This is a genomic window from Vibrio lamellibrachiae, assembly GCF_050337265.1.
GTDB classification, from domain to species: Bacteria; Pseudomonadota; Gammaproteobacteria; order Enterobacterales; family Vibrionaceae; genus Vibrio; species Vibrio kyushuensis.
The window spans coordinates 44,789-59,113 of the sequence record NZ_JAKJSU010000005.1 but is presented as its reverse complement, the minus strand read 5'-3'; the positions used below and the strand labels follow the sequence as shown (position 1 = coordinate 59,113).

Annotated in this window: 13 protein-coding genes; 6 read left to right on the top strand and 7 right to left on the bottom strand. The window is 42.2% G+C overall.

Going from position 1 to position 14,325, the window contains the following annotated elements:
- Positions 1-10: 10 nt before the first annotated feature.
- On the bottom strand, positions 11-424 hold the full coding sequence (arfB, locus tag L4C54_RS05855; protein ID WP_428807444.1) for an alternative ribosome rescue aminoacyl-tRNA hydrolase ArfB: 414 nt from the start codon (positions 422-424) through the stop codon (positions 11-13).
- Positions 425-478: 54 nt separating this feature from the next.
- Between arfB and L4C54_RS05850 the strand changes: the two genes are divergently transcribed.
- Entirely contained in the window at positions 479-1,081 is a 603-nt protein-coding gene (locus L4C54_RS05850; protein WP_428807443.1) for a beta-phosphoglucomutase family hydrolase, read from the top strand.
- A 109-nt stretch (positions 1,082-1,190) separates the two neighbouring features.
- Here the strand turns inward: L4C54_RS05850 and bamJ are convergent, their stop codons facing one another.
- Positions 1,191-1,664, bottom strand: a complete 474-nt coding sequence (gene bamJ, locus L4C54_RS05845) for a BamJ family beta-barrel-assembly machinery protein (RefSeq protein ID WP_428800116.1) — start codon at positions 1,662-1,664, stop codon at positions 1,191-1,193.
- Between the two features lie 93 nt (positions 1,665-1,757).
- Positions 1,758-2,381 carry a thioredoxin domain-containing protein gene (locus tag L4C54_RS05840; protein ID WP_428800117.1) on the bottom strand — a complete coding sequence of 208 codons (624 nt, stop codon included), beginning with the start codon at positions 2,379-2,381 and terminating at the stop codon, positions 1,758-1,760.
- A 233-nt stretch (positions 2,382-2,614) separates the two neighbouring features.
- On the opposite strand from L4C54_RS05840, the gene L4C54_RS05835 reads away from it, so the two are divergent.
- The 3 genes from L4C54_RS05835 (at position 2,615) to L4C54_RS05825 (ending at position 5,336) form a co-directional block, all read left to right on the top strand.
- Positions 2,615-3,232, top strand: coding sequence for an OmpA family protein (locus L4C54_RS05835; protein ID WP_428800118.1), 618 nt, complete (start codon positions 2,615-2,617; stop codon positions 3,230-3,232).
- A 111-nt stretch (positions 3,233-3,343) separates the two neighbouring features.
- Positions 3,344-3,991, top strand: coding sequence for a hypothetical protein (locus L4C54_RS05830; RefSeq protein WP_428800119.1), 648 nt, complete (start codon positions 3,344-3,346; stop codon positions 3,989-3,991).
- A gap of 172 nt (positions 3,992-4,163) precedes the next feature.
- Entirely contained in the window at positions 4,164-5,336 is a 1,173-nt protein-coding gene (locus tag L4C54_RS05825) for an MFS transporter (RefSeq protein WP_428807442.1), read from the top strand.
- A gap of 31 nt (positions 5,337-5,367) precedes the next feature.
- On the opposite strand, the gene L4C54_RS05820 is transcribed toward L4C54_RS05825, so the two are convergent.
- From L4C54_RS05820 to tal, 3 genes are all read right to left on the bottom strand, one after another.
- On the bottom strand, positions 5,368-7,368 hold the full coding sequence (locus L4C54_RS05820; protein ID WP_428807441.1) for a phosphoethanolamine transferase: 2,001 nt from the start codon (positions 7,366-7,368) through the stop codon (positions 5,368-5,370).
- A 705-nt stretch (positions 7,369-8,073) separates the two neighbouring features.
- The gene (gene tkt / locus L4C54_RS05815) at positions 8,074-10,071 is read right to left on the bottom strand and encodes a transketolase (protein WP_428807440.1); all 1,998 of its coding nucleotides are present in this window, start codon (positions 10,069-10,071) and stop codon (positions 8,074-8,076) included.
- Between the two features lie 81 nt (positions 10,072-10,152).
- Positions 10,153-11,103 carry a transaldolase gene (gene tal / locus L4C54_RS05810; protein WP_428800123.1) on the bottom strand — a complete coding sequence of 317 codons (951 nt, stop codon included), beginning with the start codon at positions 11,101-11,103 and terminating at the stop codon, positions 10,153-10,155.
- A gap of 385 nt (positions 11,104-11,488) precedes the next feature.
- Here tal and L4C54_RS05805 point away from each other — a divergent pair, with 385 nt between their 5' ends.
- Together L4C54_RS05805 and L4C54_RS05800 are read left to right on the top strand one after the other, a co-directional pair.
- Positions 11,489-12,505, top strand: coding sequence for a sugar-binding transcriptional regulator (locus L4C54_RS05805; RefSeq protein WP_428800124.1), 1,017 nt, complete (start codon positions 11,489-11,491; stop codon positions 12,503-12,505).
- Positions 12,506-12,684: 179 nt separating this feature from the next.
- On the top strand, positions 12,685-13,995 hold the full coding sequence (locus tag L4C54_RS05800; protein ID WP_428807439.1) for a glycoside hydrolase family 18 protein: 1,311 nt from the start codon (positions 12,685-12,687) through the stop codon (positions 13,993-13,995).
- Positions 13,996-14,131: 136 nt separating this feature from the next.
- Here L4C54_RS05800 and L4C54_RS05795 read toward each other — a convergent pair whose 3' ends face one another.
- Complete coding sequence (locus L4C54_RS05795; protein WP_428800126.1) at positions 14,132-14,314, bottom strand: hypothetical protein; 183 nt, start codon at positions 14,312-14,314, stop codon at positions 14,132-14,134.
- Positions 14,315-14,325 lie beyond the last annotated feature (11 nt).

Below are 14,325 nucleotides of genomic sequence, written 5' to 3'. Positions count from 1 at the left end.
GTTTTCTTATTTAATCGGAGACCTTACCTCTAAGCGCCTTAGTATTACTTTTTCGTTTCTTTGCATCGACTCTTCTTTTTTGGGAGTTTCTTGTCGGCTTAGTAGGCCTTCTTGTTTTTTGCACGATTGTGGCAGAGAGGATCAGATCTTTCAGGCGGTTTAACGCATCTTCTTTATTCATTTCTTGGGTTCTAAAAGATTGCGCTTTAATAATGATGACACCTTCCTTTGTTAATCGACTATCGGATAGGGCCAATAGTCTCTCTTTATAGAAGTCAGGCAGGGTAGAGCGCTTAATATCAAACTGAAGATGTATGGCGGAAGAAACTTTGTTCACGTTTTGCCCGCCTGCTCCTTGGGCGCGAATAGCCGTTAACTGAATTTCCCAAGATTGTAGAGTGACACTATTTGATATTTTGAGCATACTTATTTACTAACGATTTATCGTCGTCTAATGACGAAAAGTGGAATACCGAGAATGTACATTGATTTAAAGAAGTATCAAGGTCTAATTTTTGATATGGATGGAACCTTGATTGATACAATGCCTGCACATTTAGATGCATGGGAAAAAACATCGTTACATTTTGACTTTCCGTTTACCAGAGAGTGGCTAAATAGCTTAGGCGGAATGCCGAGTTATAAAATTGTCGCAGAGATTAATCGTGAGTTTGATTTAAAGCTAAATGCGGATGAGATTGCGGCGTTTAAAATGCAGGCGTTTGCCGCTATCACAGAGCAAGGCGAACCGATTTCATGCACAGTCGAGGTGCTTGAGCAGCATTACGGAAAAAAGAAGCTTGCTGTCGGTACGGGAAGCCAACGTACCAGTGCTTTACGTCTTTTAGATAAAGCGGGCTTACTATCAAAACTAGACACAGTTGTCTCAGCAACGGATGTTTCCAACCACAAACCAGAGCCTGATACATTTTTGCTGGCTGCCGAACAAATAGGTATAGCCCCGAATCAATGTGTTGTGTTTGAAGATACGAACTTAGGTAAGAAAGCGGCGCATGCTGCTGGAATGGACTGCATAATGGTCGAAGGCTCTGAACTGGTATTTTATCCACTAAACAACTAACGCATGATATAGATTTTTTACGCGGGTACGAACGTTAGGTACAAAAAACAGGTATAAAAAAGAGTCGATAGTTCGACTCTTTTTCATTTCAGTTGCTAAAGAATAACCGCTATTGGATTTCTAGTAACTCGACATCAAAGATGAGAACCGATGCTGGTGGAATCGGTCCTGTTCCACCTTTACCGTAACCTAGGTTACTTGGTACAAACAGACGATATTTATCACCTTCAACCATCAACTGGACGCCTTCGGTCCAGCCTTTAATGACTTGATTTAGACCAAATGCAATTGGTTCATTTCGCTCAACAGAACTATCAAAGACGGTGCCATCAATGAGCGTCCCGTGATAGTGCACTTTTACGCGGCTAGTTGATGTTGGGTGAGCTTCCCCTGTTCCTTTTTGTAAAACTTGATACTGTAAGCCACTGTCTGTGGTGATAACGCCTTCTTTCGACGCATTCTCTGCTAAAAATGCTTCACCTTGGACTTGATTCACTTCTGCAAGCTTGCCGTTATTCCATGCACGGTAGATGAAGAAGATCGCCAATACGACGATAGCGACTGGAATGATAAATTTACTCATAATATTCCTGTTTGAGATTAAGTGGTTGTTTTTATTAAGTAACCATTTTTAAATAGCGATTGCTCTTAAAAAGATAAGAGCTCAACGGTAAGGCTAGTTTTCGATTAAGTAATTAATGGTTTTTGCAATACTTTCTACATCGCTGTGACCTTGAGTCAAAATAAGGTACTTACCACTGACAATAAAGGTAGGGACCGAGTTGATCTGACCTTTAACCGACACTTCTTGTGCTAATTCGAGAGTATCAAACAGCTTTTGTTGCATCTCTTTGTCTAGATCGTATGGGCTTACTAGTCCGCGAGACTCAAATGCGTTATCAATAGCAAGTTTACGATCTGTTAACGTTGAGCCTTCACCAAGTTGAACTGCTGCAAATAGCTCATCCATCATTACGTGATCAGGCGTTGCATTAAGCTGCAGCTGTGCGCTGTAATAAATCATGGCGGCAATATGAGCACTCTCGTTAAATGTCACGTGAACTTTAGCGATGCTTTGATTAGTCGATTTTTCAAGCTCTGGAATAACTTTTTCCATCTGACGGCAGTGGCCGCAAGTTAGTGAGAATACTTCAGTAACAGGCGCAAGACCGTAGCTTGACAGATCAACAGGTAAGTACTCAAACTGTTTGCCTTCCACTGGTGTGGCATTTTCAGAACAACCCACTAATGCGGTAATGGATAAAAGAACGATAACAAACAGAGATGATATTTTTTTCATAGCGTAGAGCCTAATCTATTTAAGTATCAAGATTCTAACTGTATCTAACGCCGACGAAAACGAATTTCTTCTACTATTTCTGAGATATTTCAACAACACGAGCCTCTTTAAGGCCGAGTTTTTATCGTGTTGAGGAAATGAAAATATTTTGGTTGAAAACTAAAGTTTTTCGGTAACGGCCGATATACTTTAACAAGCAGGATGATATTAAATAAAGATGAGATGGTACCGTTATGAAGTATTTCGCTTTACCAATTTTACTTGTATTAACAGGGTGTGGGACTTTGTCGTCCGATATGATGTTGATGGGTGATGACATGCTAGATGTTGCGCCTAAAGGTGATGTCGATTTACGTTATCCCGAATGGCGGAAAGCACCTCAGATATCAACCGCGGGTGTAGAAGGGCCAATGGGGCAGCAACGAACGTCTAGTTACGATTCATTGCAGAGCTTTTTATTAAAACATGGCGTTGATTATGAAGTATTACCAGGCAATCATGTCATGGTAAAACTCAAAGACACCATTAAGTTTGAAACAGGCTCTTCGAAGGTATCACCAGATTCATCTTACTGGTTAGGTATGATGGGCGATTATCTGGCAAACGATCCTGGCATCGATATTGTCATCGACGGCCACGCTGACAGCACAGGTACCCCTAACTTCAATGATGGACTATCGTTAAGACGAGCGAAACAAGTTAAAAAAACGCTTATTAAAAATAACGTAGCAATGGATTCCATTTTCACACGAGGTTATGGCGAATACGTACCAGCATGCACGAATAAAACTACTGCGGGTAAAGCGTGTAATCGAAGAGTTGAAGTGCTATTTGTCGTGTCGAATAATTAGCTTAGTAAGCCTTAACGTTACTTGGAAACATCGGGGAATAATGGTTATTCCTCGATATTGATTCGGTAAGTGATATAGTAGCGCCCAATATTATGTTCTGAGCTTATTAAAATGAAAACCACTACCGTACTTGCGTTCTGTCTAATCGTTCCTTTTAGCCAAGTCGCACTTGCCAATAAAACACAATCGAGCATTGCCGGTGGATTTCAGTTCACCGAAGTCGGAAGCAACGGATTTCAAGACTACTTTGGTGACAAATATAATAACGAAAATATATCTAAATCGTTATTTGGTTTGTACGTGAACGGCGTATATTCACTTGATAACCCATTGTTTATCGCTGCTAACTACGAAGCTCTCACAAGAGGCTCAACTGATCTCGAAAGTGTTGATTTACAATTAGGCTTTGCCTTACCGTTGGCAGACAATATTGAAGGTTACCTCAGCGGTGGTGTCGATTGGATTCGTCCTACTCGAAGAACATCGAATGTGGATAACTCCGGTCAAGCTGGTTACTATAAAACATATGATCATGCAGCAGTTGCCGAAGCTGGTGTATCGATTAAAGTAAATAGCGTATGGTCAGTTAATCCTGCTTATAGCTATAGTGATACATTTGATCACGGTATACACAAAGCGAAATTACACAATACCTTTAATGTCAGAGGCGGTTTCGGAATCCAAGCAAGCTACGAATATGTCTTCAGTAAGAACCTAGGGCAAAGTAACTTCAAAGGTGGCGTGATCTACGCGTTTTAAGCAATAACAAATCGAAAGTATTAAAAAGAAAATGGCCAAACACTATGTTTGGCCATTTTTGTTTCTTGAACGGCTATTAGGCTCATTTTCTATATTCCTTACAGTATTGTTTAGTTGCCACTTTGTTGGTTTTTTGTTTTAGTTAGAGGCCAGAACATATTAAGGACGATAAATGAATAGGAACGTTTGGTTACTGTCGCTCTGTCAGGCGCTGTTAATGACGGGAAATATCCTGTTGATATCGGTTATAGGCTTGATAGGAAAACAGATCGCCCCTAGTGCCAGTATGATTACATTGCCAGTAGCTCTTCAGTTTCTAGGGCTAATGTCAGCAACAATTCCAGCGTCTTTAATCTCTGGGAAGCTAGGTCGTAAAAGAGGTTTTAGTATTGGTAATGTGGTTGGAATTACAGGTGCCAGCCTAGCCACTTATTCATTAACACAGCAGAACTTCTATCTATTTTGTTTTGCGACATTTCTACTAGGAATTGGTATTGGCTTTGGCACCCTTTATCGGTTTGCTGCGATCGAAGTTTGTAACGTCAACGCTCGTCACCGTGCGATTTCTATTTCAATGGCGGGTGGTGTCCTAGCTGCTGTGTTGGGGCCCAATTTGGCTATCCAGTCACAACAATGGTCACCAGATGGACTATATATTGGTGCGTTTGGTTCATTAATTGTCCTGAATATTATCGCGTTAATCATCTTACAAACGATACAATTTCCTAAAGTATCCTTAAGTTCAAAATCATTAAAAGCAGAGAAACTTGGCGTTATCATTAAAGAGCCCAACTTTATGGCAGCAGTATTTGCAGCTATGGTGGCTTATGCAGTCATGAATATTTTAATGACTGCAACGCCATTGGCGATGATCGGATGCGGTTTTGATTTCACAAGAGCTGCAGGCGTCATTGAATGGCATGTATTAGGTATGTTTTTACCGGCATTTTTTACTGGTCGATTGATAGAACAGTTTGGTGCACGAATAATGATTCTGGTGGGCGGCTTGTTGTTCGTCGCGTGTATCGCAATCAATATCCACGGACAATCAATTTGGCACTTTAGAGCAGCGTTAGTGCTTTTGGGTGTTGGCTGGAACTTCATGTTCATCGCAGCGACTGGCATGTTCAGTCAAGCGTATAAAGAGCGTAATAAAGCAAAGGCTCAGGCTTTCAATGAGTGTGTCGTATTTAGTTGTGTGACTGTGACAGCGCTTCTTTCCGGCTGGCTAGAGTCGACCGCAGGGTGGCAAAATCTGAATATATACGTCCTCCCATTCGTATTGATGGTGATTGGTTTGTTTGCATGGGATGTGAAGAAGAGTCAGGTGGTTAATCCTACGTAATAGCGAGGGAGGAAGGTGCTAAGCCTTAAGCTTAAAGCCTGAATTGAGAGTTATAGATAACAATGATGTTATTTATTTTTGGGTGATGGAGACCTGCATTGTCTAGCTTTGTCTTTAAGTTATTGTCATCGACATGTATCTGAGTCCAAGTATTAAGTTCAAGTTGAAGGGGGTTAATAATCTTCTGTGTGAAATGTTCGTCTACAAATAAGAGGAGTGATGAATCAAAACTCATCGAAGCTATACTTTGTTCATTTAGTTGAAAAAATAGTTGAGTGGTATAGCTCTCAATCTCTTGATTACTTGCCGTCGTCATCATGTCTGTGAGTTTTTTAGTTGGAAGGTAATAACTGATTTTCCAACCTAGTTCTGACAGTTGACGAAGATCATCCGAACGTGAAGAGGTTTCCAGTAACGTTCGAGACTTAAGGTTGTATGTTTGGTCTAAGCTTTCAAGTTGATCGCGCACGCTAGGTAAGTTTAGTGATGTTAGGTTTTTTACATCAAACCAAAGTTCCTCAAATTGTTCGTTTTCAAACTCTAAAAAGCTGCCTAACGATTGCTCAGATAAAGTATTTAAGTCGTGGCCAACTTTGATCTGTTGTGTGGTTTCATCAACCCAAAGATCGACTTCAATACGTTTAAATCCAGCGTTATATACATCATCTAGCATTCCAATAGTGTTCACTCTGTGTGCCATCAGAGATGGGTTTATCGTCAGATTAGAACGAGTTTTCTGAGTCGCTAATGATTGTATGGCAACTTTTCCATGCATTGTGGTGGCTTGTGTAAGGGACAAATTATAATTTGGTGAGCTAATATCAAAACCTGCTTGTTTAACACTGGTATCAACGTCCAAGATTCCCAATACTGAGTCAAAAAGCAGGTCGTTGGTAAATACCTTGTTTTTGTTATCTTCTAATATTGTGCGTTGTTTTTGATTGAATGTGCTTCCTGTCCATATTAAGAAAGGGACCTCAACCATTGGTTCCGTAAAGCGCTTAGCGTCGTGACCTCTGTTGGCAAATACATCTTCTCCGTGATCGGGTATAAATATGAGTGTCGAAAAGGAGGGAGATTTCGAAATCAGGTTATGAACCTTTTCTAACATGGTGTCAGCTAGGGCTACACTCTGGTCATAACAGAGATTACTCGTTCCTAGATAGGTGTAGTGGGACAAAGGCTCAAGAGCGATATCCTTTCCCTTGGTTCGGTCGCAATAGCTGATGTGGCTACCCATCATGTGTAATACGATGAAGTGATTATTCGATTCATCGATTGTATTCAAGTAATGCTCTAGCTCTTTAACTAATGCGTCGTCTAACTTGCGTGTATTATCCGATTTCCCAACATTGGTATTAATAAAGCGTACATAATCACTCTCATGGGCGAGAGCAGAAACCAAGTTGTCCCAAATTCCTGCAGATACCTGATTACTGATCCATGCTGTGTGGAAGTTTGCTTGGTTTAGTACGTCAATGAGCGAAGCACTTTCGTAGTAGCTTAACTGGTTATATTGATTACTTTGCGTAAGAGCGAGAGAAAGCGTTTCCATCGTATGGGTGTGGCTAGAGTAGGCTTGTTCGAATTGAATCGGCTTGGACGATGTGATCCACGGTGTTGTCTCCCTTCGGTAGCCGTAGCTCGAAAGGTGATGTTTGGAAAGCGACTCGCCGATAACGAGAACATGTAGATTCCCGGTTGAATCTGTTGTTGCGCTAATACCAGAATGGCTTTCTTTCCTTTTGGTGATAATAGTCTGTAATTTCGAAAGTTCTTGGCGGTAGATTTCGGCGTATCCAAAAACGTTTTGAATACCCTTGAATAGATCTTGCGATAATGTGGCATTTAATAAAAACAGACACGTCATCAAAGCAAACAAAGGCGTTGTGGTGATAGGTAAATGGCTTTTTGAGTTAGTACGAAGATAAATAGTGATGATAAAAATGAAGCTAACGAGAAATATAGAAAACTGCGCAGTGACGACAGTATCAATTAAATATTCGTACATTTCACTTGTATTGCTCTGCATAAGAGCGAACACGAACTCTTGGTCAATCGACCCGTAGGTTTTATAACTGACCAATATAATAAAAGTGATAAACCATGTAATGACGAAAAACGTAGTCGAAATATAATGAATCAAATATAACTTTCTATCAGAAGAATAGAGAAGAACTATCAATGTTAATAAGTAAAGACTCCCAATAAAAAATGCTGAACTGACCTCTAGACCGGATACAAAAAATTTGCTGTAGGTGTAGATAGCGACAATAGCCAGTAGAAGGGTGGTAGAGATCAGAAACCGAGTATGTTGGTTTTTGTTTATGAAGAAAATGGATACCCACATTAAGAAAAGGCAAAACATGACTGCTGAATCTAAAAGTTCTGCATGAGGTGCGTGCCTAAACCATTGCACTATTCCAAGTCCAATCAATGCGAATAACATCAAAGTATTGAGAAGGTTTATCACTCGGGGTCTTAATCGATACATTTAACTCCTTTTTACGGGGAAGTTGATGCTTATAAAAATACTTATCTTATTAATAAACCTAGGAAAGATTCTTAGGAGTGTCCACCGTTATTAGTAAATTCCATCCATTCCTATGTTTAAGGTTTTGCCAAAAAACAAAAAGCCCCTGCACACTATTAAAAGGTAAGCAGGGGCTTTTAGATTTCTCGAGTGTGTAACGTTAGCTAGGCACTGTTGATTGTCGTTCTAATATCAGCGTCGGTTTTAAGCTAAAATTTCTTTTGCTGTATTTACTACGTTTTCAGTAGTGAAACCGAACATCTTGAACAGTTCACCTGCAGGTGCAGATTCGCCAAACGTTGTCATACCGATGATCTTGCCACCGAAGCCAACATACTTGTACCAGAAGTCAGCAATACCTGCTTCGATAGCGATACGAGCTGTAACATCAGAAGGCAGAACAGATTCACGGTATTCAGCGTCTTGCTTGTCGAAAGCATCAGTTGCTGGCATAGATACGACACGTACCTTTTTACCTTCAGCTGTTAGCTCAGCAGCAGCCGAAACTGCAAGCTCAACCTCTGAACCTGTCGCGATAAGAATTAGCTCAGGCTTACCTGCACAATCTTTCAGGATGTAGCCACCCTTAGCGATGTCAGCAACTTGTGCCTCTGTACGCTCTTGCTGTGCTAGGTTTTGACGAGAGAAAATAAGCGCCGTTGGGCCATCTTTGCGTTCGATAGCAAGCTTCCAAGCAACCGCTGATTCTACTTGGTCACATGGACGCCATGTGCTCATGTTTGGCGTTAGACGAAGCGATGCAACTTGTTCAACAGGTTGGTGTGTTGGACCATCTTCACCAAGGCCGATTGAATCATGTGTATAAACTTGGATGTTTTGAATCTTCATCAGAGCCGCCATACGCATTGCGTTACGAGCGTATTCCATGAACATTAGGAAAGTAGCGCCGTATGGTACGAAACCACCGTGCAGAGCCATACCGTTCATGATTGCCGTCATGCCAAACTCACGCACACCGTAGTGAATGTAGTTGCCTGATGCATCGTCAGCAGAGACTGATTTAGAACCAGACCACATTGTTAAGTTTGATGGTGCAAGGTCAGCAGAGCCACCCATAAATTCAGGAAGCATTTGGCCAAACGCTTCTAGAGCATTTTGTGATGCTTTACGTGAAGCAATGTTTGCAGGGTTTGCTTGAAGGTCAGCAATGATCTTGCTAGTTTTTTCTTCCCACTCAGCAGGAAGGTCGCCATTTACGCGGCGTTTAAATTCTGCGGCAAGCTCTGGGTATGCTGCTTCATAAGCTGCAAGTTTCTCGTTCCACGCAGCTTCCTTAGCTGTGCCTGCTTCTTTCGCATTCCATTCTGCGTAAATTTCCGACGGAATTTCAAAAGGACCGTGCTCCCAACCTAATTGTTTACGTGTTGCTGCGATTTCATCAGCGCCTAGTGGTGCACCGTGACAGTCGTGCGTTCCTGCTTTGTTTGGAGAACCAAAACCGATGACAGTTTTAGTACAAATCAGAGTAGGGCGTGGGTCTGCTTTCGCCGCCTCAATTGCTGCATTGATTGCTTCAGGATCGTGGCCATCTACTGCAGGAATTACGTGCCAGCCGTACGCTTCAAAGCGTTTAGGCGTATCGTCAGAGAACCAACCTTCAACTTCACCATCAATAGAGATGCCGTTGTCATCCCAGAAAGCAACCAGCTTACCAAGACCCAGTGTACCGGCTAGTGAACAGGCTTCGTGAGAAATACCTTCCATTAGACAGCCATCACCCATGAATGCATACGTGTAGTGATCAACGATGTCGTGACCTTCTTTATTGAATTGCGCTGCTAGTGATTTCTCAGCCAACGCCATACCAACAGCATTCGTGATGCCTTGGCCTAGTGGGCCAGTTGTCGTTTCGATACCCGGAGCGTAACCGTACTCTGGGTGACCTGGAGTCTTAGAGTGCAGTTGACGGAAGTTTTTAAGATCGTCGATTGAAAGCTCGTAGCCTGCAAGATGAAGCAGAGAGTAGATCAACATTGAACCGTGGCCGTTAGACAGTACGAAACGGTCACGGTCAGCCCATTCAGGGTTTGCAGGGTTATGGTTTAAGTGAGAGCGCCAAAGTACTTCAGCGATATCAGCCATGCCCATAGGTGCGCCTGGGTGACCGGAGTTTGCTTGCTGTACACCGTCCATGCTTAGAGCACGAATAGCGTTAGCCAATTGCTTTCTTGGTTGCGTCATAATAGCTTCCGAATAAAGTGTAAATTTATAATTAGAAATAGAAGAGGAACGATATTCGTTCCTCTTTAAATTTGATAGTGATTACAGCTTAGCTGCGATCATGTCTTCAAGCTTACCTTGGTCAACAGCGAAGTTGCGGATGCCTTCAGCTAGCTTTTCTACTGCCATTGGGTCTTGGTTATGATCCCATAGAAATTCAGAGTGAGTCATTGCAGCAGGGCGCTCTTTCGTGCCGTTAGAGTCGATTAGTCGTTCGACGACTTCGCCTTCAGCAGCTTCTAGCTCAGCGAGAAGTTGAGGCGCAATAGTTAGACGGTCACAGCCAGCAAGTTCAAGGATTTCACCGATGTTACGGAAGCTTGCGCCCATAACGACAGTTTTGTAACCGTGCTCTTTATAGTAGTTGTAGATGTTTGCTACAGAGATAACACCTGGGTCTTCTTGAGCTTCAAAGTCACGACCTTCTTTCGCTTTATACCAGTCCATGATGCGACCAACGAAAGGAGAGATAAGGAATACACCTGCTTCTGCACAAGCACGAGCTTGAGCGAATGAGAATAGAAGCGTTAGGTTACAGTTGATGCCTTCTTTCTCTAGGATTTCAGCGGCGCGAATGCCTTCCCAAGTAGAAGCCAGTTTGATAAGGATACGGTCGTTAGTGATGCCAGCGTCGTTGTACATTTTGATAAGTTGACGCGCTTTAGTCACACTGCCTTCCATGTCGTAAGAAAGACGAGCATCAACTTCTGTTGAGATACGACCAGGAACAACTTTAAGGATTTCTTTACCGATGTTTACATTAAGCATGTCACAAGTGTCTTGTACTTGTTGTGCTTTATCATCGCTTTGTGCTTTAGCGTACTCAATAGACGCATCAATTAGAGGTGCGTACTCTGCAATTTGAGCTGCTTTAAGAATGAGAGAAGGGTTAGTAGTTGCATCTTCAGGTGTGTACTTAGCAATGGCTTCGATATCACCAGTATCCGCTACGACAGTTGTTAGTTTACGAAGTTGCGCTAACTTATTGCTCATAATAATTCGTCCTATTTTGGGGCTTAGTACGCCAAGTGGCGATTCAAAGATTTCTGCAAGCAAATCGATACAAAAGAGCTATTTTCTTAGTATTCGATCTATATTCCGTTGTAGTGAACAAATGCCCTTGAGCGTATGCTCATTACTTGAGTAATTGATGTATCCATATTTATAGCAATCAGAAAAATTGTCAATTGTATGGGCTGTAAATAAGTGAACTTTGTCATGATATTTATTCTTAACCGATAGTCTTTATGTTGTGTAAACGTTTTCGCGTCCATTGCTGGGAAAAAACAATCACAAAAATGTGATGAGCAATTGTAATTGCAGTGAGCGAATGCTTTGTGGTTTTAGCGTGGTTAACATAGAATGGAACAAACGACTTATGCGCATAGGTACAATTTTGCCAAACACTCAAGACATCTCACTCGAAGCTACCAACCTACTCACTGAAATCTCTGTCGCTTACTATCAAGACGGCGCAACACAGGAGGAGATTTCACGCAAATTTGCAATCTCACGTGCCAAAGTTGGTCGTATGTTAAAGCAGGCGCGCGAAGAGGGGATTGTTGATATCACAGTCAAATATCACCCTGTATTCAGCGCTAAGATCGAACAGCGTCTTATCGAGCGTTTTGGAATAAGTAGGGCGCTAATCGCACTGGATCAACCGAGTGAAGATTCGCAACGTACTCAGGTTGCAGGACTCGTTTCGAATTATCTTACTAGTTCTTTAAAGAATGGGATGGTTGTCGCTGTAGGGCAGGGGCGAAATGTTTCTTCTGTTGCTCACCATATAGGTGTTATTACTCCGAGAGACTGTAAGTTCGTTTGCGGTATTGGTGGAATCCACCCGCGTGGAGGAATGTTTAACGCAGACCATATTTGTCGCCAACTAGCGAAAAAGTATGGCGGTACATCAGAATCTTTGTACGCACCAGCCTATGCGGAAAACCCAGAGCAAAAACGAGCATTCATGCAAAATGCGACGGTTAAACAGACATTGGATCTAGCACGTAAAGCTGATGTAGCTTTAGTGGGCATCGGTGACATGAGTGAAAACAGCTATATGGTCGATTTGGGCTGGTTTAGTACTGATGAAGTGGTTCAATCTCGATTAACGCAAGGTGTCGTAGGAGATTTCGCAGGTTATGATTTCTTTGACGTACATGGCAAGGTTTCAGATACCGTTATGAGCGACCGTGTTATCGGTCTTGGGATTGAAGAGTTTCGCCCCATTGCCGAGGTTATCGCTATTGCCGCTGAAAACTCAAAACCGTTGGCACTTCTGGGCGCGTTAAGAACTGGCGTTGTTGATGTTGTTGCGACGAGCGTAAGTAACGCCTTAACGGTATTAAACCTTGATGAACAGATGGAAGGTCTCAGCAAGTTAGCGAAATAACTTTCGTAAGGAAGTCTCGTTTATACGCAGAACACTTAAAAAGAACAAAGGATTGTCTCAAAAAATGAAATGTATGTAATAGGGCTGATATTAATGAGTTTTCACTCGCAGCCCTATTTAGTTAGGAAGTAAAATAAATAAACACTCACTAATTTGTAACCTAATAACAGGAGGTTACAATGAATAAAACACTAACAACGCTTGCGATACTGTCTGCTTTTTCTTTAACGGCCAATGCTGAAGATTCGATTGACTCGAAACCGGTAGTAGCGGGTTACTTTGCCGATTGGCAATATGAAAATGAAGACAACGCCTATACCGTTAAAGATATTCCAGCCGATAAACTGACCCACATCATCTATGCATTTCTTAGTATGTGTGGGCCACATACTGGCGCATCGAAAGCCGTGCAAATTCAAGTCGCAGAAGCTTGTGAAGGCAAAGCACCTTATACAGCCATCATTGTTGACAGAAAAGCGGCCCTTGAGCATGACTTTGGAAATGTTGAAGTGGATGTTAACTATAAAGGCCACTTTGCTCAGCTTGCACAACTTAAAAAAGACAACCCTTCAATTAAGATTTTGCCATCGTTCGGCGGCTGGACAATGTCGGAACCTTTTCATGCCATGGCGAAAGACCCACAAGCAATAGAGCAGTTTTCAAAAACAGCCGTTGCGCTAATTAACGAATACGCGTTTTTTGATGGAATCGATTTAGATTGGGAATACCCAGGTGGAGGTGGCATGACAACTTCTCCTTGGAACCCTAATACAAAGTTAACTGATGAGCAGAAAGCTGAAGAGCGCGAAGCGTTTACCTATTTGGTGAAAACCCTACGCCAAGATCTAGATGCATTAGCTAAAAAGACAACACGCGAATACGAATTGTCGACCGCAGTTGGTGTAGGGCCAAAAGCGGCGCAAATTGACTGGGACAGTGCACAGCCTTATTTGACCAACATGTTTGCTATGACGTATGACTTCCTTGGTGGATGGGGTCAGCAAACCGGTCACGTGACTAACTTACATGCGACCGAAAGAAGCTGGTGGGGGATGGGCGCAGACGTGTTCATAAACCAAATGATTGAACTTGGTATTCCGAGTGAAAAACTTGTACTGGGTGCTGCTTTCTATGGCAGAGGCTGGCAGGGAACAAAGGACTACCAAGGTGGACTTCCATCTGGTGAGCTTGTTTCAGAAAAAGGCGCGGAATTTGGCACTGGAGAGAACGGTTACTTCATGTTCTGGGATCTCATGCAGAATTACAGCGATAAACAAGGTTACAGCTATTTGTACGATGAGCAGGCTCAAGCCCCTTACCTGTGGAACGAAGAGAGCAAAGTATTTATTTCATTCGAAGATCAACGCTCTATTCGAGCAAAAGCGAATTGGGCGAAGTCTGCCAAGCTAGGTGGGATGTTTACGTGGGAGTTATCGGGCGATCCATCCGGTAAGCTTGTCGAAGCAATGTATGATCAGATAAACAAGTAATCGACAGAATGTGCTAACCATTAAAATAACAACACCCTGCTAGCAGGGTGTTGTAGTTTCAGCCTTTGAAAAGGTGTCTTTAACATTAAATACCAAACCTTTGTTTATTCAAAGCCCTATTTATTCAATAGCATAGCTATTTTTGATTAGGCGTTTGAATATCATTTACCACAATGGAGTTATCCTCTAAAGGATGCTCAGCTCGGTCTCGTAACACCTCTAGCTGATGCTCAAGCATATTAACGGTATCGTAATCAGCCTCAGAGCAAGCAATGTAAATCTGTTGCTCTAGAGCTTCGATACTATCTTTTAGTGCCATGATCCACCTCC

What these genes read in the sequence shown, in the direction of transcription:
- arfB (WP_428807444.1), bottom strand. Translation starts at nt 424, where the DNA reads ATGCTCAAAATATCAAATAGTGTCACTCTACAATCTTGGGAAATTCAG.
- L4C54_RS05850 (WP_428807443.1), top strand. Translation starts at nt 479, where the DNA reads ATGTACATTGATTTAAAGAAGTATCAAGGTCTAATTTTTGATATGGAT.
- bamJ (WP_428800116.1), bottom strand. Translation starts at nt 1,664, where the DNA reads ATGAGTAAATTTATCATTCCAGTCGCTATCGTCGTATTGGCGATCTTC.
- L4C54_RS05840 (WP_428800117.1), bottom strand. Translation starts at nt 2,381, where the DNA reads ATGAAAAAAATATCATCTCTGTTTGTTATCGTTCTTTTATCCATTACC.
- L4C54_RS05835 (WP_428800118.1), top strand. Translation starts at nt 2,615, where the DNA reads ATGAAGTATTTCGCTTTACCAATTTTACTTGTATTAACAGGGTGTGGG.
- L4C54_RS05830 (WP_428800119.1), top strand. Translation starts at nt 3,344, where the DNA reads ATGAAAACCACTACCGTACTTGCGTTCTGTCTAATCGTTCCTTTTAGC.
- L4C54_RS05825 (WP_428807442.1), top strand. Translation starts at nt 4,164, where the DNA reads ATGAATAGGAACGTTTGGTTACTGTCGCTCTGTCAGGCGCTGTTAATG.
- L4C54_RS05820 (WP_428807441.1), bottom strand. Translation starts at nt 7,368, where the DNA reads ATGCAGAGCAATACAAGTGAAATGTACGAATATTTAATTGATACTGTC.
- tkt (WP_428807440.1), bottom strand. Translation starts at nt 10,071, where the DNA reads ATGACGCAACCAAGAAAGCAATTGGCTAACGCTATTCGTGCTCTAAGC.
- tal (WP_428800123.1), bottom strand. Translation starts at nt 11,103, where the DNA reads ATGAGCAATAAGTTAGCGCAACTTCGTAAACTAACAACTGTCGTAGCG.
- L4C54_RS05805 (WP_428800124.1), top strand. Translation starts at nt 11,489, where the DNA reads ATGCGCATAGGTACAATTTTGCCAAACACTCAAGACATCTCACTCGAA.
- L4C54_RS05800 (WP_428807439.1), top strand. Translation starts at nt 12,685, where the DNA reads ATGAATAAAACACTAACAACGCTTGCGATACTGTCTGCTTTTTCTTTA.
- L4C54_RS05795 (WP_428800126.1), bottom strand. Translation starts at nt 14,314, where the DNA reads ATGGCACTAAAAGATAGTATCGAAGCTCTAGAGCAACAGATTTACATT.